The sequence below is a fragment of the Methylobacterium sp. HJ2 genome, assembly GCF_056431005.1.
In genome coordinates, this window is the sequence record NZ_JBWJYM010000016.1 from 17,674 (window position 1) to 39,849 (window position 22,176).

The 22,176-nt window shown below is 67.0% G+C and carries 17 protein-coding genes and 1 pseudogene; 10 read left to right on the forward strand and 8 right to left on the reverse strand.

Going from position 1 to position 22,176, the window contains the following annotated elements:
• Nucleotides 1-28 precede the first annotated feature (28 nt).
• From ACS5RC_RS25405 to ACS5RC_RS25415, 3 genes are all read right to left on the reverse strand, one after another.
• Nucleotides 29-1,558 (reverse strand): hypothetical protein, encoded by a 1,530-nt coding sequence (locus tag ACS5RC_RS25405; protein WP_478346711.1) that lies wholly within the window; start codon nt 1,556-1,558, stop codon nt 29-31.
• A gap of 825 nt (nt 1,559-2,383) precedes the next feature.
• Entirely contained in the window at nt 2,384-4,267 is a 1,884-nt protein-coding gene (feoB, locus tag ACS5RC_RS25410; RefSeq protein ID WP_478346712.1) for a ferrous iron transport protein B, read from the reverse strand.
• A complete protein-coding gene (locus ACS5RC_RS25415) occupies nt 4,264-4,551 on the reverse strand; it encodes a FeoA family protein (protein ID WP_478346725.1) in 288 nt (95 codons plus the stop codon). Before ACS5RC_RS25415 ends, feoB begins: the two co-directional genes overlap by 4 nt.
• Before the next feature lie 213 nt (nt 4,552-4,764).
• On the opposite strand from ACS5RC_RS25415, the pseudogene ACS5RC_RS25420 reads away from it, so the two are divergent.
• The 5 genes and pseudogenes from ACS5RC_RS25420 to ACS5RC_RS25440 form a co-directional block, all read left to right on the forward strand.
• Nucleotides 4,765-5,136: pseudogene (locus tag ACS5RC_RS25420) on the forward strand (efflux RND transporter permease subunit); the annotation flags it as partial.
• 289 nt (nt 5,137-5,425) lie between these two features.
• Entirely contained in the window at nt 5,426-6,181 is a 756-nt protein-coding gene (locus ACS5RC_RS25425; protein WP_478346713.1) for a COG4705 family protein, read from the forward strand.
• Between the two features lie 201 nt (nt 6,182-6,382).
• Complete coding sequence (locus tag ACS5RC_RS25430) at nt 6,383-6,778, forward strand: hypothetical protein (RefSeq protein ID WP_478346714.1); 396 nt, start codon at nt 6,383-6,385, stop codon at nt 6,776-6,778.
• 76 nt (nt 6,779-6,854) lie between these two features.
• The gene (locus ACS5RC_RS25435) at nt 6,855-7,517 is read left to right on the forward strand and encodes a response regulator (protein WP_478346715.1); all 663 of its coding nucleotides are present in this window, start codon (nt 6,855-6,857) and stop codon (nt 7,515-7,517) included.
• Nucleotides 7,517-8,863, forward strand: coding sequence for a sensor histidine kinase (locus ACS5RC_RS25440; RefSeq protein ID WP_478346726.1), 1,347 nt, complete (start codon nt 7,517-7,519; stop codon nt 8,861-8,863). The genes ACS5RC_RS25435 and ACS5RC_RS25440 overlap by 1 nt, the downstream gene beginning before the upstream one ends.
• Before the next feature lie 16 nt (nt 8,864-8,879).
• Here the strand turns inward: ACS5RC_RS25440 and ACS5RC_RS25445 are convergent, their stop codons facing one another.
• Complete coding sequence (locus tag ACS5RC_RS25445) at nt 8,880-9,656, reverse strand: COG4705 family protein (RefSeq protein ID WP_478346716.1); 777 nt, start codon at nt 9,654-9,656, stop codon at nt 8,880-8,882.
• 426 nt (nt 9,657-10,082) lie between these two features.
• Nucleotides 10,083-11,786, reverse strand: coding sequence for an AMP-binding protein (locus ACS5RC_RS25450; protein WP_478346717.1), 1,704 nt, complete (start codon nt 11,784-11,786; stop codon nt 10,083-10,085).
• A 130-nt stretch (nt 11,787-11,916) separates the two neighbouring features.
• Here ACS5RC_RS25450 and ACS5RC_RS25455 point away from each other — a divergent pair, with 130 nt between their 5' ends.
• The 5 genes from ACS5RC_RS25455 to ACS5RC_RS25475 are packed head-to-tail and all read left to right on the forward strand — an operon-like array spanning nt 11,917 to nt 18,086.
• Nucleotides 11,917-13,092 (forward strand): isovaleryl-CoA dehydrogenase, encoded by a 1,176-nt coding sequence (locus ACS5RC_RS25455; RefSeq protein ID WP_478346718.1) that lies wholly within the window; start codon nt 11,917-11,919, stop codon nt 13,090-13,092.
• 14 nt (nt 13,093-13,106) lie between these two features.
• A complete protein-coding gene (locus ACS5RC_RS25460; protein ID WP_478346727.1) occupies nt 13,107-14,708 on the forward strand; it encodes a carboxyl transferase domain-containing protein in 1,602 nt (533 codons plus the stop codon).
• Nucleotides 14,709-14,719: 11 nt separating this feature from the next.
• Nucleotides 14,720-16,696, forward strand: a complete 1,977-nt coding sequence (locus ACS5RC_RS25465; protein ID WP_478346719.1) for an acetyl/propionyl/methylcrotonyl-CoA carboxylase subunit alpha — start codon at nt 14,720-14,722, stop codon at nt 16,694-16,696.
• Nucleotides 16,693-17,190, forward strand: coding sequence for a MaoC family dehydratase (locus tag ACS5RC_RS25470; protein ID WP_478346720.1), 498 nt, complete (start codon nt 16,693-16,695; stop codon nt 17,188-17,190). The genes ACS5RC_RS25465 and ACS5RC_RS25470 overlap by 4 nt, the downstream gene beginning before the upstream one ends.
• Nucleotides 17,191-17,195: 5 nt before the next feature.
• Nucleotides 17,196-18,086, forward strand: coding sequence for an HpcH/HpaI aldolase/citrate lyase family protein (locus tag ACS5RC_RS25475; protein WP_478346721.1), 891 nt, complete (start codon nt 17,196-17,198; stop codon nt 18,084-18,086).
• 62 nt (nt 18,087-18,148) lie between these two features.
• Here ACS5RC_RS25475 and ACS5RC_RS25480 read toward each other — a convergent pair whose 3' ends face one another.
• From ACS5RC_RS25480 to ACS5RC_RS25490, 3 genes are read right to left on the reverse strand one after another with little or no spacing between them, the layout of a single operon-like run.
• Entirely contained in the window at nt 18,149-19,363 is a 1,215-nt protein-coding gene (locus tag ACS5RC_RS25480) for a dihydrolipoamide acetyltransferase family protein (RefSeq protein WP_478346722.1), read from the reverse strand.
• A 1-nt stretch (nt 19,364) separates the two neighbouring features.
• Entirely contained in the window at nt 19,365-20,378 is a 1,014-nt protein-coding gene (locus tag ACS5RC_RS25485; protein ID WP_478346723.1) for an alpha-ketoacid dehydrogenase subunit beta, read from the reverse strand.
• A 3-nt stretch (nt 20,379-20,381) separates the two neighbouring features.
• Nucleotides 20,382-21,614: a thiamine pyrophosphate-dependent enzyme gene (locus ACS5RC_RS25490; RefSeq protein WP_478346724.1), complete on the reverse strand. Its 1,233-nt coding sequence runs from the start codon at nt 21,612-21,614 to the stop codon at nt 20,382-20,384.
• Nucleotides 21,615-22,176 lie beyond the last annotated feature (562 nt).

Consider the following 22,176-nt stretch of genomic DNA (forward strand, 5'->3'; position numbering starts at 1 on the left):
AACGCCGCGGTGTTCACGCAGGATGAACCTACTCTGCGTGGCGCGGTCTACCACGGCCTCGGTAGGTGCCTGCTTGGATCCGGGCGGCCTTGTCCACCTCACGGCGGCGTTGGCCGCGCTCCTTCTCACGAAGCTTCCGACGTTCGTGCCGCTGATCCGCCGTCTCAGTGGAAGCGTCGGCACCCTGTTTGCGGCGCCCGCCCGTCGGCCGAATCACGTCCCTTATCCCAGCCTCCTCAACCGGCACTAGGCGGACATCGGCGTAGCCACCAGCGTGGAGCCGGTCGCGCAGTCGCTCAGCCTGTCCCTCGTCGTAGACATGGACAGCATAGCCGCCCGCGTAGCTCGGATCTCGGATCGCACCGCGCGTGACGGCCTGGTAGATGTCCTCATCTTCGCGGGCAATCCGGATCGCGGCCCGTTCTAGGCCGAGTCCCGCCATGATCCCCTCGTCGGTCATCGTGGCCTTGGCGCTGTACACGATCGCGCAGGCGGTGTGGTTGCGCAGCCCATTGGTGCCTGCCGCCCTCGGACTAATCTCGGTGCCGGCGAACTGGTGCCGGAGGTAGAGCGCAGCGGTGGCGTTTGCCGTCCAGTAGTTAGTGAAACCAGTTTGACGGAGATGTCGGCCGATTGCCGACACGCAGGCGCTACCCTCCTGCGTACACCACCATGTCGTAGACCCGGCGTGCCGCGTGTACCAGTGGATCTGGATCCGCGGCTGGCCCGTACGCTCGGCGTCGAGCTCGACCGTTTTGACGCGCACGCCAGTTGCGCGGCGCGTAGCGTGGCCGATGAGGCTTCCGTCATATCCTGCCGCGGCGACCTTCAGCGAGGCGCAGCCGCGGAGTTCGGCAAACGTCCAGATCGAGCGCAATCTGACTTGCCGACCGGGCACGCCGGCGTCCTCCCAGGCGAGGAGATCGACCTCGACGACACGTCCGCGCGAGGCTGCGAGGCGGTGCAGATCGATGAGGCCAGCGCCGACATCGGCACGGATCTGATGCAATCCGAGCGCTTCCGCCTTGGTTCGGGGCAGCACCCGGGCCCAACCGGGCTCTAGCGCAGGGACCAGCGTGTAAAGCGCCGCCATTGCGTGCCACGAAACGCCGAGGCCGAGGTTGCTGGAAAGGATGGCGGTCTCGGGCAACTCATCGATGCGGATGTGCCAGCCCTCGATGTCGGATCGTGTGAGGCCCATCAGACCCGCGTGCGTTGTGATGATTACGGTGTGCGCGCTGCTTGCCCGAGCGAGCATGTCTCGCAGGCAGCGATCGACGGAACCCTTCGTTCCGGTCTGTCGCGAGTGGACCACCTGGATGATGGGACGCAGCCTCGATTCCAAGCCCTGGACGAGATCACGCAAGCGCGCGGCGTGTTCCTCGACGAGGTCGATCCGTGGGGCGGCCAAGACGTAGCAACCCGGGACCGTGGCGATCTCCCACAGCATCGCTGAGGACTTGCCGCAACCGGGCGGCCCGGACAGGATAGTACAGACGAGTTCGTCGTTGTCGGTGTTCTGCTCGGGAAGAGAAGTATAAAAATCCGTCCGCTGCATGTCTTAAAGTGAGATTAGGTGGATGGATTTATTGGTAGCACACGGATATCCACGACGAGAAATATGAAATGAAGTCACTTCCATGGATCTGACTTGAACGAAGCACGCGCCGCTGTTTTTGGGTGCAGGCGCACGCCTGGACCCACGAGAGCGAGCGCGTACAGTGGCGTGGCGCCAGGGCGCCGCGCCCTGTCTGAAGGTGCAGATGGTGTGGCATCGATCCTATCCGCGGCGCCGACCGCGCCGGGGACAGGGCCTCCGGCCGCAGCGCTCCGTCGCGACCGGGGCTCTCGCCCCGATCGGCCTATGCTTGCGGCGGGTTTTCAGATGGGTAACCTCTGACCTCGGACGACTCAGCTATGCCGCGGCCTGCGCTTCGTCGGGTTTGTAGGTTTGATCACCTGCGCCGCAGGCGCGTCCAAGCACGCAACGGACGGTATCTTACCAGCGCAGACACTTGCGGCTGATCCGCTTCCAAGCCGCGGTTCTTGGCCAGAACGCCGAAAGCCGACATTCAGCTTTGCGCCCATTGTCGCCATTCCGCCCGTTCAGGCGAAAGCCCCGAAGCGGACATAGCGAAAGTCGAGATCGCAGGTCTGGATCGCGCCATCACCGGACCTTCGGACGCGAGCCATGATGGTTCGCACGGGATGCCGGAGCGGACCGCGACACGCGTGTCGTCGAGAATGCCAACCGCAGCAATCAAAGCACCTTCGGCAGAGCGCTCAACCGCGTATGCAAACCACGTCGTCAGCCGACTTTGTTAAGCTCCCCCACGCGCATAAGGGTCGAACCAAAGTATGCGTCGACGCGCCGCCGCCGCCTTCACAGTACTCGTGATGTGACCTGGAAGGTTACGAACGCCGCCAGGTAGGCCAGAGCGAGCATGTATCCGAATGCGACTAGCATCCATCGCCATCCCCCCGTCTCGCGTCTGATCACGGCAAGCGTCGACGCGCACTGAGGGGCAAAGATGAACCACGCCAGGAACGCGAGCCCTGTCGGCAGGCTCCACTGCTGCGCTAAGGTCTGCCCGATCTGTTCCGAAGCCTCCTTGCCGCCAGCGACCGCGTAGACAGTGCCGAGCGCCGCAACGGAGACTTCGCGCGCCGCCATGCCCGGGATGAGCGCGACGGCGATCTGCCAGTTGAAGCCGAGCGGGGCCAGCACAGGTTCGATGAACCGGCCGATAGCGGCCGCGAGGCTGTAGTCGATGGCTGGGTGCTCCGCACCTGCGGGCGGACGCGGGAAAGATGCGAGAAACCAGATGAGCACCATCATGGAGAAGATCGTTGTGCCGGCCCGATGGAGAAAGGCCTTCACCCGCTGCCACAGGTTCAAAGCGACGCTGGCCAGACGCGGCAGCTTGTAGTCGGGCAGTTCCAGCATGAAGGGCGGCGTCGGATTCTCGTTCCAGAGCAGGTGGTTGGAAACGAAGGACACGAGCAGCGCGCTGGCGATGCCGGCGGCATAGAGCCCGAACATCACGAGACCCTGCAGATCGAACAGGCCCCAGACCTCGCGGCTCGGAATGAAGGCCGAGATGATGAGCGTGTAGACGGGGATGCGGGCCGAACACGTCATGAGGGGCGCCACCATGATCGTGGTCAGTCGGCCGCGGCGCTGGTCGATCACACGCGTCGCCATGATACCCGGAATGGCGCAGGCAAAGCTCGACAGGAGGGGGATGAAGGCACGGCCGTGCAGGCCGGCGCCACCCATGATGCGGTCCATCAGGAAGGCTGCGCGCGCCATGTACCCGAAATCCTCCAGGAGGAGGATGAATAGAAACAAGATCATGATCTGCGGCAGGAAAACGATGACGCTGCCGACACCGGCGATCACGCCATCCTGCAGAAAGCTCAGGAGGAGGCCGGGCGGCAGCCACTCGGCCACGAGACCGCCCAGAGCCTCGAAGCCTCCCGAGATCGCGTCCATCAGAGGCTTCGCGCCGGTGAAGACCGCCTGGAACATGACGAAGAGCATGGCCAGAAGGATGACAAGGCCAGCGACAGGATGCAGGAGGACGGCGTCCAGACGGGTCGTCAGGGTGTCGGGCTTGGGTGCGGCCGAGACCGCCGTGGCGAGAATGCGGTCGGCCTCGCGCTGCAGGGCGCGCAGCTCGGCTGCGGTCGGCGCGGCCCAGTCCGCCACCACGCCGGCCCCATGGCCCGCTGTGAACGCCTCCAGAGCCGTCAGAAGCGCTGCGACGCCCTCCTTTCGTACGGCTACCGAGGTGACGATCGGCATGCCGAGTTCGGAGCTCAGGCGCGCCTCGTCGATGATGACGCCGCGTCGTTTCGCGATGTCGCTCATGTTGAGCACGAGCAGCATTGGCCGGCAGAGGCGCTTGAGTTCGAGCACGAGGCGGAGTGCGACCCGCAGGTTCGTGGCGTCGACGATGCAAGCGAGAACGTCCGGAAACGCGGCGGCGTCGCGCCGCCCGAGTATGACGTCACGCGTCACCACCTCGTCCGGGCTGCGCCCGCGCAGCGAGTAGGTGCCCGGAAGATCGAACAGTTGCAGCCGCGCCCCTGACGGCAGCACGAGGGAACCGCTTTTCCGCTCAACCGTGACGCCGGGATAGTTCGCGACCTTTTGACGGCTGCCGGTGAGACGGTTGAACAGCGCCGTCTTGCCGCTGTTGGGCGTGCCGACCAGTGCGACGCGGGCTTTGATCGTGTCGGCAGCGACGGTGATCGCATTCATTCGGGCCTCACGAGGATCGCCAACGCTTCCTGGCGGCGAAGCGCCACCGTGGTGGTGTCGACGCGCAGCGCGATAGGGTCGCGGCTGAACAGACCTTCGTGCAGGATCTCCACGCGGGCTCCCTCGACGATCCCGAGCTCGATCAGGCGTCGCTCAAGCTCGTCCGGGGGCAGACCGCCGCCACGCCCCGTGACGATGCCCGCGATGCGTCCGCTAAAGCCTTGGGCCTCGCCACCGAGGGCGACGGGTCCATCAATACGATGCGTTCGCCCCGTGCGTGGGATAAGACCGCGCTTTTCCCGATACGAGATGATGGCGTGTCGCGCACGGGAGCGAGGCCCAACACGCAGCAGATCGAGGCAGGATAGATAGAGAGGTTTGAGCTTCATCGCGTCGAGGAAGTACGGCCCGCTGCGTTTCCGCGCTAGTCCACCTTGTCAAAGATACCGGCATTATTCTTTTGAACTATTCCAATTTCAGCGGGGCGGCCCCTCGACATAATCGGCATCATCCTGCTCACCGGCACCGTCAAGAAGAACGGCATCATGCTGGTCGACGTCGCCATCGTGGCCGAGCGCGAAGGCAGGAAGTCGCCCGAGGCAGCGATCCACGAGGCCTGCCTGCTGCGCTTCTGCCCGATCCTGATGACGACGCTGTGCGCGCCGCTCGGCGTAGTCCCCCTGATGGTTGGCATCGGCTCGGAGATCCGCCAGCCGCTCGGCTACGCGATCGTCGGCGGCCTAGCGGCCAGCCAGGTGCTGACGCTGTTCACCAGGTCCGTCGTCTACCTCTATATGGACAAGCTCAGTCTGATGCTCGCCCGGCGCCGGCCGGCCGACGCCCAACGCGCCGTGGTCGAAGCGCGATGACCACGTCAGTCCAACGGCTGCAGCTTAGGGGCGACGGACCGCAGTTAACCTCGCAGAGGTCCGCTCGCAGCTTCACCGGCCGATCCGGTCCCCGCGTCACTGCCGCGGAGGACAGGACAGCTTCACCGCAGAGCCGGAACGGGCATGAGCCGTCGCGTCCGGCAACGGCTCGTCCGACGGCCGATCCCCAGCCCCTAAGCCACCACTAAGTCGCCCCTGTGATCCTGGCGCGCCTGCACCGACGAAGGGGTGGATCGCAATGACGGCAGCCGTTGGCACTTCCGGACGCATGCTGAACAAGGTCCCGGAGGTCACGCTGATCTTCTGGCTCATCAAGGTCATGTCGACCACGGTCGGCGAGACCGGCGCCGACTACCTCGCCGTCCATGTCGGCCTGGGGACTGCCACGACAGGCGGCATCATGGTGGCGTTGCTGGCCGCCGCGTTGGCCCTGCAGCTCCGCACGCGCCGCTACGTGCCGTGGGTCTACTGGCTCACCGTGGTGCTGGTCAGCATCGTCGGCACGCAACTGACCGACTTCCTGACCGACAAGCTGGAGGTCAGCCTCTACGCCAGCACCACGGCCTTCGCCGTCGCGCTCGCAGCGACCTTCGCGCTCTGGTTCGCGGTCGAGCGCACGCTCTCGATCCACACCATCGTGACCCCCCGGCGCGAAAGCTTCTACTGGCTCGCCATCCTGCTGACCTTCGCCCTCGGTACGGCGGCGGGCGACCTTGCCACGGAGGCGCTGGGGCTCGGCTTCAACTGGGGCGTCGTCGCCTTCGGCGCGCTGATCGCCGCGGTGGCCCTCGCCTATCACCTGGGAGCCAACGCCGTCCTCACCTTCTGGATCGCCTACATCCTGACCCGGCCCCTCGGGGCCGCCCTCGGGGACCTGCTCTCGCAGTCGCAGGAGTACGGCGGCCTGGGCTTGGGCACCGTGGTCACCAGCCTCGTCTTCCTGAGCGTGATCGTCGCCCTGGTCACCTTCGTGACCTTGAACGCGGCGCTGGCCACCGGCGCACGCCCCGCCCAGCGAGCATGACCGTGCCGTTGGGCACACCGCGGTACCGCACGAGACCGGACGGCTCGCCGCAGGGCACCCCGGCGTCTGGTCCCGAACAGGCGCGGATGCAGGGCATCGGGCGCACTGGCGCGGTTCGCCTCTAAGCAGGGGCTAAGTCCTGTCAGGCAGACGAACCCTCGGTGTCCGGACGTGGGCATCGGTTTGAGAAGAGAGCAAGCCATGACCTTCAAGACCATCCCCTGCACCGCCGCGGTCCTGGCCTTCACTGCCCTGTCCCTGCAAGCGGCGGGTTGGGTTGACGGGCCGGTATTCGGCACCGCGCATGCCGCCGTCTCGAAGCTGGGCGACCTCGGCCGGTTCAAGGCCATCGCGGTCGACACCCAGGCACTCGTCGATCAGGGCGACCTCGCTGCCGCCAAGACCCGGATCAAGGATCTGGAGACCCAGTGGGACGAGGCCGAGGCCGGCTTGAAGCCCCGGGCGGCCTCGGACTGGCACAAGGTCGACAAGGCCATCGACCGCGCCCTGGAGGCGCTGCGGGCCACGCCGCCGGACGCCGCGGCCTGCAAGGCCGCGCTCTCCGATCTCCTGCAAACCATCAACGCCATGGGCTGAGAAGGCTTGCGCGGGCCCCGGTCAACCGGGATCGTCAGGGGAACGCCGCACCGAGCGGCGACAGTTGGATTGGACGATGCGGGTTCTCCTCGTCGAGGACGATAGGATGATTGGGGTCGCGCTCCAGCAGGCGCTGCGGGACGCGGCCTACGCGGTCGACTGGGTCCGGGACGGGGCCGCCGCACAGGATGCCGCGGCGACGGAAGCCTACGACATCGCCCTCCTCGACCTCGGTCTGCCGGGCGCGGACGGGATCGACGTGCTGCGCCGCCTGCGCATGGGCCGTGCAGCCATGCCGGTTATCATCGTCACCGCGCGAGACGGCCTTGAAGATCGCGTCGGCGGCCTCGACGTCGGTGCCGACGACTACGTCACGAAGCCGTTCGAGCCGCGCGAGTTGCTCGCCCGGATGAGGGCGGTCCTGCGCCGGCCGAGCGGCGCCGCGACGCCGCTGCTCGACAACGGCGTCGTCAGCCTCGATCCGTCCACCTTCGAGGCGCGCACCGGGGAGGCCACGTGCCGCCTGACCGCGCGTGAGTTTGCCTGCTTGCAGTCCCTCATGCACCGCCCCGGCACCATCCTGTCGCGGCAGGACCTGGAGGGGCGCATCTACGGCTGGAATGAGGAGGTCGAGAGCAACGCCGTCGAGTTCCTCATCCACTCCCTGCGCCGCAAGCTCGGGAACGCGGTGATCCGCAACGTCCGCGGGGTCGGCTGGATGGTGGACCGGCCCGCGTGATGCGCTCCGTCCGGGCTCGCCTGTTCGTCGGCCTCTCGGTGCTCGTCGTGGGGACGAACATCAGCTTCGGCCTGCTCGCGTACCGTCGCGCTGTCGAGGAAGCCACGGAGCTCCAGGACGCCGTGCTGCGCCAAGTCGGCCATCTCGCCATCCATGCGGGCGCGTCCGGCATCGACCTGACCGACGTGCGGGACGAACCCGAGTTTCGCGTCGCCGTCGAGACGTTGGGGGCCGCTCGACCCGGTTCGCCTCTCGAAGGGGTCGCGTCCGACATCCCGGACGGGATCTCGACGGTCCAGCATGGCGGCGAGGCATGGCGGCTTCTCGTCCGCACGCGCCCGGACGGCAGCCGGGTGGGGGTCGGGCAGTCGACGGAGAGCCGGGACGAGCGGATCAGGGACACGCTCCTCCAGACGCTCGTTCCCGTCCTGATGCTAGTACCCTGCCTGCTCCTGCTGGTCGGCATGATCATCCAGGCGAGCTTCAGGCCGCTGTCGGTCCTCGCGACCCGTCTCGACGCGCGGGCGACGGACGACCTACGCACCCTGCCGGCTGGGGACGTCCCCGACGAGATCCGCCCGTTCGTCGAAGCCATCAACCGTCTCCTCGACCGGGTCGGGCAGATGTTCGAGCAGCGCCGCCGCTTCGTGGCGGACGCGGCGCACGAGTTGAAGACGCCGGTCACGGCGCTCACCGTCCAGGCCGACAACCTGTCCCGCCTCGGCCTGTCTTTGGAGGCCGCGGAGCGCCTGACCGCGCTCCGCGGTGGCATCCGCCGGGTCGCCCACCTGTTGGAACAGCTCCTCTCCCTCGCCCGCTACGAGGCCGGCTCGTCGCGAGCGGCCCCCGCCACCGAGCTCGACTTGGCCGCACGAGAGGCGGTTGCCGACCTGATGCCGGCTGCAGCAGAGCGCTTGATGGACCTGGGTTTCAGCCGGATCGAGGCCGCGAGGGTGGAGGTCGACCCGACCAGCCTGCGGGTCATGATCAGCAACCTCGTCGACAACGCTATCCGCCACGCGTCGGGCGGCGGGCAGATCGATGTCGAGGTCTTCCGGGACGGAGCAGATGCGGTCCTCCGGGTTACAGATACTGGCCCCGGTATCCCCGAGGCCGAACTCGACCGCATCTTCGACCCGTTCGTCCGGGGCTGCCAGGTCGACGGCGAGGGCACCGGCCTCGGCCTTTCCATCGTCCGGAGCGTCGCGGATGCCCGCGGCGGCTCCGTCGCGCTCGCGAACCGGACGGACGGCCCGCGCGGCCTTGCCGCGACCGTGCGGCTCCCGGCCGCGCGAGACGCCAGGACCAATTCCCCGCTCACCCCGGGCGGCCCCGCGATGACATGAGGGAAACCTGCCCAGTTCAGGGTTTCGCAAATTTGGCCTGCGGATGCTGGCCTGCGCGCTGGGGCAGGAGCATGATCAGGGCGATGATGAAGGTCGCGATGACGGCCGAGGCGAGCGGCCGGCTGAGGTTCAGCCCGCCTTGGCTGACCGGCTTGTCGAGGAAGTCGCCCACCGTCGCCCCGAGCGGCCGGGTCAGGATGAAAGCGGCCCAGAACAGGACGACCCGCGAGACCTCTGTCCGGTAGTACAGGAATACGACGACGGCGAGCGCTGCCGCGAAGACGACGGCGCCCCCCTCGTAGCCGAGGCCGCCGGTGTCGGCGAGCCAGTCGCCAAGCGCTGTGCCGAGGGTCTGCGAGAAGGTGATGGCCGCCCAGTAGAAGACCTCGACGCGCGGGGCCGAGACCGTGTCCACCGAGATCGTGCCCTCGGTGGCATACCAGATCCCCAGCACGGCCGCGAGGCAGGCGAGCAAGAGGGTCGAGCCGCCGGTATAGCCGATCCCGAGGGAGCGGTCGGCGAAGTCGGCCATGGTCGTGCCGAAGGTGGTCGAGGCGACGATGGTCGCCCAGTACAAGGCCGGGTGGAACCGCTTCGCTAGGATCTGGGCGACGACCAAGGCGACGAGGACGACCGCGAACAGCGCCGTTCCTGCCAGGTAGCCCCAGTCGAGCGTCATCGTGACGGTGTCGCCGCCCGTCTCGCCCAGGGTCGTCGCGAGGATCTTGACGACCCAGAAGCCGAGAGTGACTGCCGGTACCTTGCTCAGTGCTGCTTCGTCGTCCGCATGCATGCTGGGTCGATCCTTCTGTCGGGGGTGGGACCGCGCTCCGTCGAAGGGCACAGGTCCGCGCACACAGCCGGTGACGCGTCAGACTGAGCGGAGACTTAGCGGGTCCGGACCTCACACGTTGGCAGCGGCCTCGGGACCACTGGTTCGAGTGCCGCGCCAATCCGCGGTCGGATCGTATCTGAGCAACTCAGCCTGGGCTTCGGACGGGTCGATTGCTTCAGCGTCGGTCTGGCATCGGCGATGGTCCCGGCTAGGGTGCTCGCCGCCAAGGCGGGATGCCCGGAAGGGGTCACTTCAAGGCATCCACCTGAGCTGCGCTGAATGTCCGCTTCCCCATATCCTCCCCCCGGAAGCCGACTGGCCGCTCTCGGCCAGACTGCGTCATGCCAAATCGCCATCATGGGCGGAACCAACCCGGGGCAAAGATCAGGAATCTTCAATGCGATGTTCAGGCATTGTTTTGTCCGAAATCTTGCCGATCATCGCTTCGCGCATAAGGTATTTTTGTACTTTGCCTGTGACCGTCATCGGGAACGAATCCACAAACTCGATGTAGCGCGGGATTTTCTGGTGGGCGATCTGGCCTGCGCAGAAGCTCCTCAGATCTTCTGCCGTCGCACAGGCGCCAGGCCGAAGTCGGATCCAGGCGCAAACCTCCTCGCCATATCGGGTATCTGGCACGCCGAAAACCTGAACATCCTGGACCGCAGGATGACGGTAGAGGAATTCCTCGACCTCGCGTGGATAGACGTTCTCACCACCGCGGATCACCATGTCCTTGATCCGTCCGACAATGCGGCAGAACCCTTCCCTATCCAGGATGGCAAGGTCGCCCGTGTGCAGCCAGCCTGCCTCATCCCGCACGGCGGCGGTTTGCTCGGCCTCCTCCCAGTAGCCGCGCATGACGCTGTAGCCCCGGGTGCAGAGTTCGCCCGTGACGCCACGCGGGACGACGCGCCCGGACACGTCGACAATCTTCACCTCCAGATGCGGGTGCACGCGTCCGACCGTCGAGACGCGACGCTCAAAGGGATCGTCGACAGCGCTCTGAAAACTGACTGGGCTCGTCTCCGTCATCCCATAACAGATCGTCATCTCGGAAAGGTTCATCCGCTCGATGGCACGCTGCATCAGCGGCACCGGGCACGGAGCACCGGCCATGATGCCGGTTCGCAGGCTCGATAGGTCGAACGTGTCGAAATCCGGGTGATCGAGTTCCGCGAGGAACATGGTCGGCACACCGTAAATGGCCGTGCAGCGCGCCTCGGCGACGGACCGCAGCGTCGCGAGCGGGTCGAAACCCTCGCCCGGGTAAACCATGGCCGCACCGGATGTGAGAGCTGCAAGATTGCCCATGACCAAGCCGAAGCAGTGATAGAGCGGCACCGGGATGCAGATGCGGTCGTCAGGGCCAAGGCGCATCGTCCGCCCGACGAAGTAACCGTTATTGAGGATGTTGTGGTGCGACAGCACCACACCCTTCGGCGTGCCAGTGGTGCCGCTCGTGAACTGGATGTTCGCGAGATCGTCGCATTGCAGGCTCTCGCCCAGAGCGGCGATCGCTCCGTGCCCGTTGGCCCCCAAATCCGCCACTTCCTCGAGGGCGAGCGTGCCGGGTGTCGGCGCACTTCCGATCCGGATCACGAGCCGAAGCGCGGGCAGGCGTGCGGCCTGGAGAGCGCCCGGAGTCGCGGAGGCGAGTTCCGGAGCCAGGGCATTCACCATGCCCAGGAATTCGCTACTCTTGAACCGCGTCGCGGTGACCAGCGCCGCGCATCCGACCTTGTTCAGGGCGAACTCAAGCTCCGTCAGCCGATAGGCCGGATTGACGGTGACGAGGATCAGCCCCGCCTTGGCGGCAGCGAACTGGGTGAGCGTCCAGGCGGTATTGTTGAGCGACCAGATCCCGATGCGATCGCCCACCTTCAGGCTGAGGGCGAGGAAGCCGGCGGCCAGACGCGTGGCGCGGTCGTCGAGCTCGGCCCAACTCAGCCGCTGGCCGTCCGCGATCAGGGCAATGCGATCGGGCCACAACGCGGCGGCGCGCGTGAGCATCTGCCCGATCGTAAGGCCGATCAGGGGCGTCGTGTCGGCTCCATGCACGTAACTGAGCACATCGTCTGCGGTCATGGCCGTCGTCCCCAGCACCTCGCGAACGCACCATTTCCGGTGCGTCGGCGCACGATTCTGCTTAAGGATGGTAGCCTCTTCGGCGAGACTTGGGCTTATGATTCCGAACCGCCCGGTGGGGAAGCAACCGATGATCCCGGACGCCGCACGCGACTTCGATTTCGGTCTCGGTGAAGTCGCCGACGCTGTTCGCGAGAGCGTGGGTACCTTCGCTCAGAGCAAGATCGCGCCGCGTGCGGACGAGATCGACCGCAGCAATGCCTTCCCGCGCGACCTCTGGCCCGAGATGGGCGCCATGGGCCTGCACGGGATAACAGTGGAAGAGGCGTTCGGCGGGCTCGGGCTCGGATATTTGGAACATTGCGTCGCTATGGAGGAGGTGTCGCGAGCCTCCGGCTCCGTCGGTCTGTCCTACGGCGCGCACGCGAACCTCTGCATCAACCAAATCCGGCGCAATGGTACGGAGGCGCAGAAGCGCCGCTTTCTCCCGGCCCTGATCGCGGGAACGCGTGTTGGGGCACTCGCAATGTCAGAAGCAGAGGCGGGATCGGACGTGGTGAGCATGCGCCTGCGCGCCGAGAAGCGCGGCGACCGCTACTGCCTCAACGGCTCCAAGATGTGGATCACGAACGGTCCCGTGGCGGAGACGTTTGTGGTCTATGCCAAGACAGATCCCAAGGCCGGCGCGCACGGCATCACCGCTTTCTTGGTGGAGCAGGACGCCCCCGGTTTCTCGACCGGGCCGAAGCTCGACAAACTCGGCATGCGCGGCTCTGACACTTCGGCGCTGATCTTCGATGATTGCGAAGTGCCGGAGGAAAACGTGCTTGGGGCGGTCGGTGCCGGCGTCGGCGTGCTGATGTCGGGCCTCAACTACGAGCGCGTCGTGCTCGCGGCCGGTCCGCTGGGCATCTTGCGGGCCTGCCTCGACGTGGTGACGCCCTATGTTCGCCAGAGGCGCCAGTTCGACCAGCCGATTGGGTCGTTCCAGCTGGTCCAGGGCAAGCTCGCCGACATCTACGTGCAGGCCAATGCGGCGCGCGCGTATGTGTACGCCGTGGCACGGGCCTGCGATCGGGGAGAAACCACGCGCGAGGATGCGGCAGGGGCGATCCTGTTCGCGGCCGAACGGGCGACCCAGTGCGCCCTCGATGCCATCCAGCTCCTCGGCGGCAACGGCTACACCAATGATTACGCGGCCGGCCGGCTGTTGCGTGACGCCAAGCTCTACGAAATCGGGGCGGGCACCAGCGAGATCCGCCGCATGTTGATCGGGCGCGAGCTGTTCGCCCGGGCCCGGGGATGAGGTGACGCGTGGCAATCGTGGGCACCCGCGCCGACCTGACCTCCGAGGCTGCCACCGAGAACCGGGCAGCCTGGGCCGATCTGCGCAGCACCCTCAGGGAGCGCCGCGCGATGGTCGCCGCGGGTGGCTCCGAGAAAGCCCGCACCCGGCACCTCGCCCGCGGCAAATTGCTGCCGCGCGATCGCGTGATGCAGCTGCTCGATCCGGGCTCGCCCTTCCTCGAGATCGGAACGTTGGCCGCCTATGGACTCTATGGCGGCGAGATTCATGGAGCCGGCCTCATCACGGGTATTGGTAGAATCTCCGGCCGCGAGGTCATGATCTTCTGCAACGACGCGACGATCAAGGGTGGCACATACTATCCTTTGACGGTTAAAAAGCATCTGCGCGCCCAGGAAATCGCGGGAGAGAACCGTCTGCCCTGCCTCTATCTGGTCGATTCGGGCGGCGCCAACCTGCCGCAGCAGGCGGAAGTATTTCCCGACCGCGATCATTTCGGCCGCATCTTCTACAACCAAGCTCGGCTCTCGGCGGCCGGAATTCCGCAAATCAGCTGCGTCATGGGCTCGTGTACGGCCGGGGGCGCCTACGTGCCGGCCATGTCGGACGAGAGCGTGATTGTGCGCGGCCAAGGCACGATATTCCTTGGAGGCCCACCCCTCGTGAGGGCGGCGACAGGCGAGATCGTGACGGCCGAGGAACTCGGCGGCGCGGAGGTCCATACCCGGCTGTCCGGGGTCGCCGACCACGAGGCTGCCGACGACGCGCACGCGCTCGCAATCCTGCGCCGCATCGTCGGCACCTTGAACACCCGCAAGCAGCCGGACTTGGACATCCGGCCGCCAGTCGAACCCAGCCTCGATCCGGGCGACCTCGACGCGATCGTGCCGGTCGATCTGCGCAAACAATACGATGCCCGGGAACTGATCGCCCGGATCGTCGACGGGTCGGAATTTGATGAGTTCAAGCGGCTCTACGGCACGACCCTGGTCACCGGCTTCGCGCGTCTCTGGGGCATGCCGGTGGGAATACTGGCAAACAACGGCATCCTCTACTCTGAGAGCGCGCTGAAGGGCGCGCATTTCATCGAGCTGTGCTGCCAGCGGCGCATTCCTCTGCTGTTCCTGCAGAACATCGTCGGCTTCATGGTTGGGCGCGACGCCGAGGCCGGCGGGATCGCGCGCAATGGCGCCAAGCTCGTCACGGCGGTCGCCAGCGCCGCCGTCCCCAAGCTGACGCTTCTCGTCGGCGGGTCCTACGGCGCCGGCAATTACGGCATGTGTGGGCGCGCCTACGCGCCCCGGTTCCTGTTCTCGTGGCCGAACGCCCGCATATCGGTCATGGGCGCCGAGCAGGCGGCGAGCGTGCTCGCCAGCGTCCGGCGCGACAACATCGAGGCTGCGGGCGAGACCTGGACCGCCCGCGACGAGGAGGCGTTCAAGCAGCCGATCCGCGCCGCGTTCGAGGCGGAAGGGGCGCCCTACTACGCCACGGCCCGGCTCTGGGATGACGGCATCATCTTGCCCGAGGAGACCCGGCGGGTGCTCGGGCTGGCTCTGTCGGCCTGCCTCAACGCACCGGTCGACGAGACGCGCTTCGGCCTGTTCCGGATGTGAGGCGCCCACCGATGACCCGGCCCCTCACTTCCGTCCTCGTCGCCAATCGCGGCGAGATCGCGTGCCGGGTCCTGCGCACGGCGCGGCGCCTCGGAATGCGGACGGTCGCGGTCTACTCGGAGGAGGACCGCACGGCGTTGCACGTGGCCCTGGCCGACGAGGCCTACCCGATTGGGCCGGCGCCGGCCCTGGATTCATACCTGCGGATCGACCGGATCGTAGAGGCCGCTTCGCGGGCCGGGGTCGATTGCCTCCATCCGGGATACGGCTTCCTGTCCGAGCATCCGGGCCTCGCGGAGGCCTGCGCGGCGGCCGGCCTCGTCTTCGTCGGGCCGCCCGCCGCCGCGATCCGGGCCATGGGCCTGAAGCATCGCGCGAAGACGCTCGTGGCAGCGGCCGGCGTCCCCATCGTCCCAGGCTATCAGGGAGAGGACCAAGACAGCGATCACCTGCGCGCCGAGGCCGACGCGATCGGCTACCCGTTGCTCATCAAGGCGGTCGCCGGCGGCGGCGGGAAGGGGATCCGGCGCGTCGATGCGCCGACGGCCTTCACCGACGCCCTCGAGAGTGCGCGACGCGAGGCCGAGAGCGCCTTCGGCAATGCGCAGGTCCTGCTCGAGCGGTACGTGCCGAACCCGCGCCATATCGAGGTTCAGATCTTCTGCGACGCGCAGGGCGGCGCGGTCCATCTGTTCGAGCGCGACTGTTCCCTGCAGCGCCGCCACCAGAAGGTCATTGAGGAGGCGCCCGCACCGGGCATGCCGGCGGTGGTGCGCGCGGCGATGGGGCAGGCTGCCCTCCTCGCCGCCCGGGCGGTCGATTATGTCGGCGCCGGCACGGTCGAATTCATCGCCGCTGGAGACCAGGCCCTCACGCCGGAGAGCTTCTGGTTCATGGAGATGAACACCCGTCTCCAAGTGGAGCATCCGGTCACCGAGGCGATTACCGGCCTCGACCTCGTCGCGTGGCAGTTCAAGGTCGCGGCCGGCGAGCCGCTTCCCGCAAGCCAGGACGATCTGCGGATCAAAGGGCACGCGATCGAGGCGAGGCTCTACGCCGAGGATCCGGCGGCGGGCTTTCTGCCCTCGACCGGCCGGCTCCACGTGCTGCGCCTGCCCGAGACCGTGCGCGTCGATACGGGCCTGCGTGCCGGCGACGTCGTCGGTCCTCACTACGACCCGCTGATCGCCAAGCTGATCGCCCATGGCCCAACGCGCGCCGAGGCCATCGCATGCCTGCGTCAGGCGCTCCAGGCGACGCGCGTTGCCGGGCCGCGGACGAACCTCGCCTTCCTGCAACGCCTGACCGCGTCAGAGGCTGTCCAGGCCGGCTGGTACGATACCGCCTTGATCGAGCGCCAGCGGGACGGGCTCGCGGAGTTCCCGTCGGACATCGACCCGGCCTGCATCGGCCTCGGGGTGCTGGCGCTGCTGGGATTCGACTCGCAGCCAGTGGTGGGCGGGACGGCTTCACCCTGGGATTGCGCCGACGGCTTTCAGCTCGGCGCGCCGCGCCGGCAGCCCTGGCCGCTCCGGATCGACGGTCAGCGCGACGAGGTCACCCTGGTCTGGCCGGATCCCGGCGCGCGCGGGCCGCCGGAGGTCCATTATCGCGGGAAAGCCTGCCCGACCCACGCGGCTGAAGACCGGATGATCGAGGTCGTGCCCACCGGGCGCGGGATCCTCGTCCTGCACGGGGGGCGCCAGATCAGCCTTCAGGCGCCCGATCCGGCGGAGGCCGCCTCGGCGCAGACGGCGCAGGCGGGTGACGTCACCGCACCAATGCACGGCCGGATCGTTGCCGTCCATGTCGCGCCCGGTGACTGTGTCACGCGCGGCCAGCGCCTCGGCACCATCGAGGCGATGAAGATGGAGCACACGCTCACCGCGCCGGCAGACGGTACGGTCCGCGCGGTGACGGCCGAGCCCGGCCTGCAGGTGGCTGAGGGCGCCAGCCTGTTCACCCTGACGCAGGCGGAATCCGAATGACTTCCTCCTCCCACGCGCCTCATCCGCGGGGCGGCCTCTATTACGAGGATTTCGAGGTCGGCGCGGTCCTGTCCCATCGGCTCACCCGCACGGTGACGCAGACGGACAACATCCTGTTCTCGAGCATGACGCTCAACCCGCAGCCCCTCCACATCGACGCGCATTTCTGCGCGACCGAAACGGAGTGGGGTCGGCCGCTGATGAACTCGCTGTTCACGCTCGGGCTGATGATCGGCATCGCGGTCAACGACCTGACACTGGGCACCACGATCGGCAATCTCGGCATGACCGAGGTGCGCTTCCCGGCCCCGCTCTTCGAGGGCGACACCATCCGCGTGACCACCGAGGTGGCGGCCAAACGCGTCTCGCGCTCCCGCGCCGATGCGGGGATCGTCGATCTCATCCACCGGGCCTACCGGCAGGACGAAGTTCTGGTTGCCGAGTGCCGCAGGCAGGCCTTCATGCGGCGTCGGCCCGCAACGAGCGGAGCGTGACGCGGATGCGCGCGCTGCTGTTCGTTCCGGGCGACGCGCCGCGGAAGCTCGAGACGGCGCTGAATGCCGGCGCCGACGCCCTCATCGTCGACCTGGAGGATTCGGTCACCGCGAGCGGGAAGGCGGCGGCGCGCCGGCGGGCCGCCGCCTTCCTGGAGGAGGTCGGGAGCACCTCCGGGGGGCCGCTGGTTTTCGTGCGCGTGAACGCGCTCGGGACTGGCTGGGCGGAGGACGATCTCGCGGCGGTGATGCCGGCGCAACCTTACGGCATCGTGCTGCCCAAAGTCGTCATGAGCGCGGACATCCGCGCGCTCGATGCACATCTTCACCGGCTCGAAGCCGCCAGCGGCATCGCTGTCGGCGCGACGCGGATCCTGCCCATCGCTACCGAGACGGCCCGCGCTGTCCTCGCGCTGACGACCCTGTCCGAGGGGCATCCGCGTCTCTGCGGGATCACCTGGGGGGCGGAGGACCTCTCGGCCGATCTGGGGGCCGAGACCAACCGCGACGGGACCGGCGCCTGGACCAGTCCGTATCGCCTGGCGCGCGACCTCACCCTGCTCGCGGCGGCCGCAGCCGAGACAGACGCGATTGACACGGTTCATCTTGCCTATCGGGACCTCGCGACGCTCGAACGGGAATGCCGCGAGGCGCGCCGGGACGGTTTCGTCGGGAAGTTGGCGATCCACCCGGCTCAGGTTCCCATCATCAACGCGGCCTTCTCGCCCTCTGAGTCGGCCCTGGCCGAAGCGCGGGCTGTGGTCGCGGCCTTCGCGGGTTCACCGGGGACGGGGGTGATCGGGCAGGCTGGGACCATGCTCGACCGTCCCCACCTGCGCCGCGCCGAGCGGCTGCTGGAGCGCTTCGACCGGGGCGCCCCTCCCGCGAAGGCGTGAGGCCGGGACCGCGCGCAAGCCGGATGCCTCAGGGCAGGCATCCGGCACGAGGCGGTGCCGAGCTACGCATCCACGAAGATCAGAGCCGGCGTTTCCAAGAGCGTCTTGATCCGCTGGACGAATACAGCCGCATCCCAGCCGTCGATGACGCGATGGTCGAAGCTCGACGACAGATTCATCATCTTGCGCGGGATGAACGCCGCCCCGTTCCAGACCGGCCGCATCGCAATCCTGTTGACGCCAAGAATGGCGACCTCCGGATGGTTGATGATCGGGGTCGAGGCGATGCCGCCCAGGGCACCGAGCGAGGTGACGGTGATCGTCGAGCCGCCCAATTCCTGCCGCGTGGCCGAGCCCATTCGGGCAGCTTCCGTGACGCGGTTCAGTTCGGCGGCGCAGTCCCAGAGATCCCGCGCCTCCACGTGCCGGACGACGGGAACGACGAGGCCCGCGGGGGTCTGGGTCGCGACCCCGATATGCACGCTGCCGTGCTGGTTGAGGATGCCGGCTTCATCGTCATAGAGCGCATTCAGGAGCGGCTGATCGGCGATGGCTCTCACCAGAGCCCGCATCAGGAACGGGAGCAGCGTCAGCTTCGGTCGCTCCGCGCGCCTGTTCGCGTTGAGCGCGGACCTGAGATCCTCGAGCGCCGTGACGTCGACCTCCTCGACATAGGTGATGTGGGGAATGCGCGAAGCCGCGCGGGTCATCTTCTCCGCGATCTTGCGGCGGACACCTGTGACTTTGATCTGTTCGACCGCTGTGTTCGGCCTGGGGCTTGGCGTTCCCGTCCCGCGGGCGCCACCGGTCAGATAGGCGTCGAGATCCTCGTGCGTCACGCGGCCCGAAGGCCCCGAGCCGGGCACACGACCCAGATCGATTCCGGCCTTGCGTGCGCGATGCCTGACCGCCGGCGACGCGCTCGCCTTCTCGCGCTCCCTATGCGCGGCGGCAGGATCATGGCCGGGCGCAGGGGAGGGCTGATCCGCGTTCGGGGTGGGGAGGCCGTCGTGGACTTGGTCTGCATCGCCCGCATCCGCGACCGCCAAGCGGATCAGCGGCGCGCCGACAGCGACGATGTCGCCGGCCTCGCCCCCGAGCCATACGACGCGCCCCGTCACCGGGGAGGGAATCTCCGCGGTCGCCTTGTCGGTGGTGACGGCGGCCAGCACGGCGTCCTCATGGACGAACTCGCCCACTGTCACGAACCACTCGGCCAGTTCGGCTTCGGCAATCCCCTCGCCGACATCGGGCATGGTGATCAGGTGCTCGCCCATGTCAGGCCTCCACCGTCTCGACCAGTGCACGCGCCACACGGCCCGGCCCGGGGAAGTAGTCCCATTCCTGCGCGTGCGGATAGGGCGTGTCCCATCCGGCAACCCGGGCGACCGGCGCCTCAAGATGGTAGAAGCAGGTCTCCTGGATGAGGGCTGCCAGTTCCGCGCCGAACCCCGACGTCAGCGTCGCCTCGTGGATGACCACGCAGCGACCGGTCCTGGCGACGGAGGCCACCAACGTGTCGAGATCGTATGGAACCAGGGTACGCAGATCGATGATCTCGGCGTCGATGCCCGTCTCCGCGGCGGCCGCCTGCGCGACATGCACCATCGTCCCGTAGGCCAGCACCGTGACGTCTGTTCCGGCCCGAACGATGGACGCCTTTCCGAGCGGAAGAGCGAAGTGGCCGGCCGGAACCTCGCTGGCCGCGTGCTTCGACCACGGCGTGACGGGGCGCTCGTGATGCCCGTCGAAGGGGCCGTTGTAGAGCCGCTTCGGCTCGAGGAAGATCACGGGATCCGGATCCTCGATCGCCGCGATGAGCAACCCCTTGGCATCGTAGGGGTTTGAAGGGACGACGGTCTTGAGCCCCGAGACGTGGGTGAAGAGCGCCTCCGGGCTTTGGCTGTGGGTCTGTCCGCCGAAGATGCCGCCGCCCGTCGGCATGCGGATCACCAAAGGGCAGGTGAACTCGCCGTTCGAGCGATACCGCAGCCGCGCGGCCTCCGACACGATCTGGTCGTAGGCCGGGTACACGTAATCGGCGAATTGGATCTCGACGCAGGGCCGCAGGCCGTAGGCAGCCATGCCGACGGCCGTTCCCACGATCCCGGATTCGCTGACGGGCGCGTCGAAGCAGCGCGACGTTCCGTATTTCTGCTGAAGCCCGTAGGTGCAGCGGAAGACGCCGCCGAAATAGCCGACATCCTCACCGAAGACGACGACGCTCTCGTCGCGTGCCATCATCACGTCCATCGCGTCGCGGATGGCTTCGACCATCGACATGCGCTGCATGGCCTACACTCCGGCCTGCTGGCGTTGACGGAGCAGGTGCGGCGGCATCTCGGCGTAGACGCCCTCGAACATCTCCCGCGCCGACGGCCTTGAGCCGGAATGGAGCGTCCCGAAACCTTCCGCCTCCTTCTGCGCCGCGATCACCGACTCGAGGATCTCGGCCTCCGCCTGCTTGTGCCGCTCCTCGGACCACGCGCAGTGCCGGATCAGGTGGTTCTTCAGCCGAATGACCGGATCGCCGAGCGGCCAGGCGTCGGATTCGGTCTTCGGACGGTAGGCCGAGGGGTCATCCGACGTCGAGTGAGCTCCGACGCGGTAGGTCACATACTCGATGAGCGTCGGCCCGAGATTGCGCCGGGCCCGCGCGATGGCCCATTTGGCCGCCGCGTAGACGGCCAGGTAATCGTTGCCGTCGACCCGGAGCGCCGGGATGCCGAACCCCAGGCCGCGCGCCGCGAAGGTTCCGGCCCCGCCCCGGGCAATGCCCTGGAAGGTCGAGATCGCCCATTGGTTGTTGACGATGTTGAGCACGACAGGGGCTTTATAAGTCGACGCAAAAACAAGTGCGGCGTGAAAGTCAGACTCGGCCGTCGAGCCGTCCCCAATCCAGGCCGCCGCGATTTTCGTGTCCTGCCTAATCGCGGAGGCCATCGCCCACCCGACCGCCTGCACATATTGCGTGGCAAGGTTTCCTGATACCGTAAAGAACCCGTGCTCTTTTGACGAATACAGAACCGGCAGCTGGCGTCCTTTCAACGGATCTTTCGCGTTTGAGTAAATCTGACACGCCATGGTCACCAGCGGATAGCCGCTCGCAATCAGGAGTCCAGCCTGCCGGTACGTAGGGAAGTTCATGTCTCCCGGCGCGAGGGCCTTCTGAAAGGCGCAGCTCACGGCCTCCTCACCGAGGTGCTGCATGTAGAAGGACGTCTTGCCCTGCCGCTGGCTGAGCAGCATCCGCGCATCGAAGGTGCGCAGGGTCATCATATCCCGCAGGCCGTCGCGGAGCTCATCGTCGCTGAGCAAGCCGGCCCATGGCCCCACCGCCTCACCCTCGCGATTCAGGACGCGGATGATCGAGAAGGCCAAATCCCGGATCGCTTCCGAACCGGTATCGACGTCGGGACGCGGCACCGACCCGGCCTTAGGGATCTTGACGCTGGAAAAATCCGGGACCCCACCCGGCCGGACAGCTGGCTCTGGAACGTGGAGCGCTAAAGGTGCGACTTTGGCCATTGCTTGCTCGCTCTCGCGAAACACGACGTGCAGGCTGGTCTATTTCTGCACGAAGCCAAGATGGATCACATCCACGAAATTCCGGTTCCCCATCGAAAGATGGCTACCCGATTCCTCTTTTAGAACACGTCCCGGGCGGCTTGCGATGGGTTAGCGGGTGGCGCGTTGAGGGATGAAGGAGTTGCCGAAGCCCTACCAAAAGCCGGAGAAAGGTCACTTTGAGCCCGCTGGCCTAGCCGTATCGAATGTCCGCTTCACCGCTTCAGTCGCCGGAAGCAGAACGGCAGCTTTCGGCCAGACTGCGTCACTGAGGCTCGCCAGAACACGCAACACCGGACATTCGGCTTTGCGCCCATCCCGGCCATTCAGTTGGCAGTGAACACTTCCTGTAAGCAGACGCTCTTGGCTTAGATCAGCCATTTGCACGGGACCTTGGGATTGATCCGCCCCCATTGAAGTGGTCCGCCCTTTGGTATGGCTTTTGAGCCTGGAGGACGGACAAGATGGCAAAGCACCCGAAGCCCGAGGAGATCGTCGCCAAGCTACGGCAGGCGGACGTGCT

Bases quoted from the DNA above. Each gene is read 5' to 3' on its own strand.
- ACS5RC_RS25485 (WP_478346723.1), bottom strand. From the start codon at position 20,378: ATGCAGCGCATGTCGATGGTCGAAGCCATCCGCGACGCGATGGACGTG.
- ACS5RC_RS25440 (WP_478346726.1), top strand. From the start codon at position 7,517: ATGCGCTCCGTCCGGGCTCGCCTGTTCGTCGGCCTCTCGGTGCTCGTC.
- ACS5RC_RS25455 (WP_478346718.1), top strand. From the start codon at position 11,917: ATGATCCCGGACGCCGCACGCGACTTCGATTTCGGTCTCGGTGAAGTC.
- ACS5RC_RS25425 (WP_478346713.1), top strand. From the start codon at position 5,426: ATGCTGAACAAGGTCCCGGAGGTCACGCTGATCTTCTGGCTCATCAAG.
- ACS5RC_RS25465 (WP_478346719.1), top strand. From the start codon at position 14,720: ATGACCCGGCCCCTCACTTCCGTCCTCGTCGCCAATCGCGGCGAGATC.
- ACS5RC_RS25430 (WP_478346714.1), top strand. From the start codon at position 6,383: ATGACCTTCAAGACCATCCCCTGCACCGCCGCGGTCCTGGCCTTCACT.
- ACS5RC_RS25490 (WP_478346724.1), bottom strand. From the start codon at position 21,614: ATGGCCAAAGTCGCACCTTTAGCGCTCCACGTTCCAGAGCCAGCTGTC.
- feoB (WP_478346712.1), bottom strand. From the start codon at position 4,267: ATGAATGCGATCACCGTCGCTGCCGACACGATCAAAGCCCGCGTCGCA.
- ACS5RC_RS25470 (WP_478346720.1), top strand. From the start codon at position 16,693: ATGACTTCCTCCTCCCACGCGCCTCATCCGCGGGGCGGCCTCTATTAC.
- ACS5RC_RS25435 (WP_478346715.1), top strand. From the start codon at position 6,855: ATGCGGGTTCTCCTCGTCGAGGACGATAGGATGATTGGGGTCGCGCTC.
- ACS5RC_RS25450 (WP_478346717.1), bottom strand. From the start codon at position 11,786: ATGACCGCAGACGATGTGCTCAGTTACGTGCATGGAGCCGACACGACG.
- ACS5RC_RS25475 (WP_478346721.1), top strand. From the start codon at position 17,196: ATGCGCGCGCTGCTGTTCGTTCCGGGCGACGCGCCGCGGAAGCTCGAG.
- ACS5RC_RS25445 (WP_478346716.1), bottom strand. From the start codon at position 9,656: ATGCATGCGGACGACGAAGCAGCACTGAGCAAGGTACCGGCAGTCACT.
- ACS5RC_RS25480 (WP_478346722.1), bottom strand. From the start codon at position 19,363: ATGGGCGAGCACCTGATCACCATGCCCGATGTCGGCGAGGGGATTGCC.
- ACS5RC_RS25405 (WP_478346711.1), bottom strand. From the start codon at position 1,558: ATGCAGCGGACGGATTTTTATACTTCTCTTCCCGAGCAGAACACCGAC.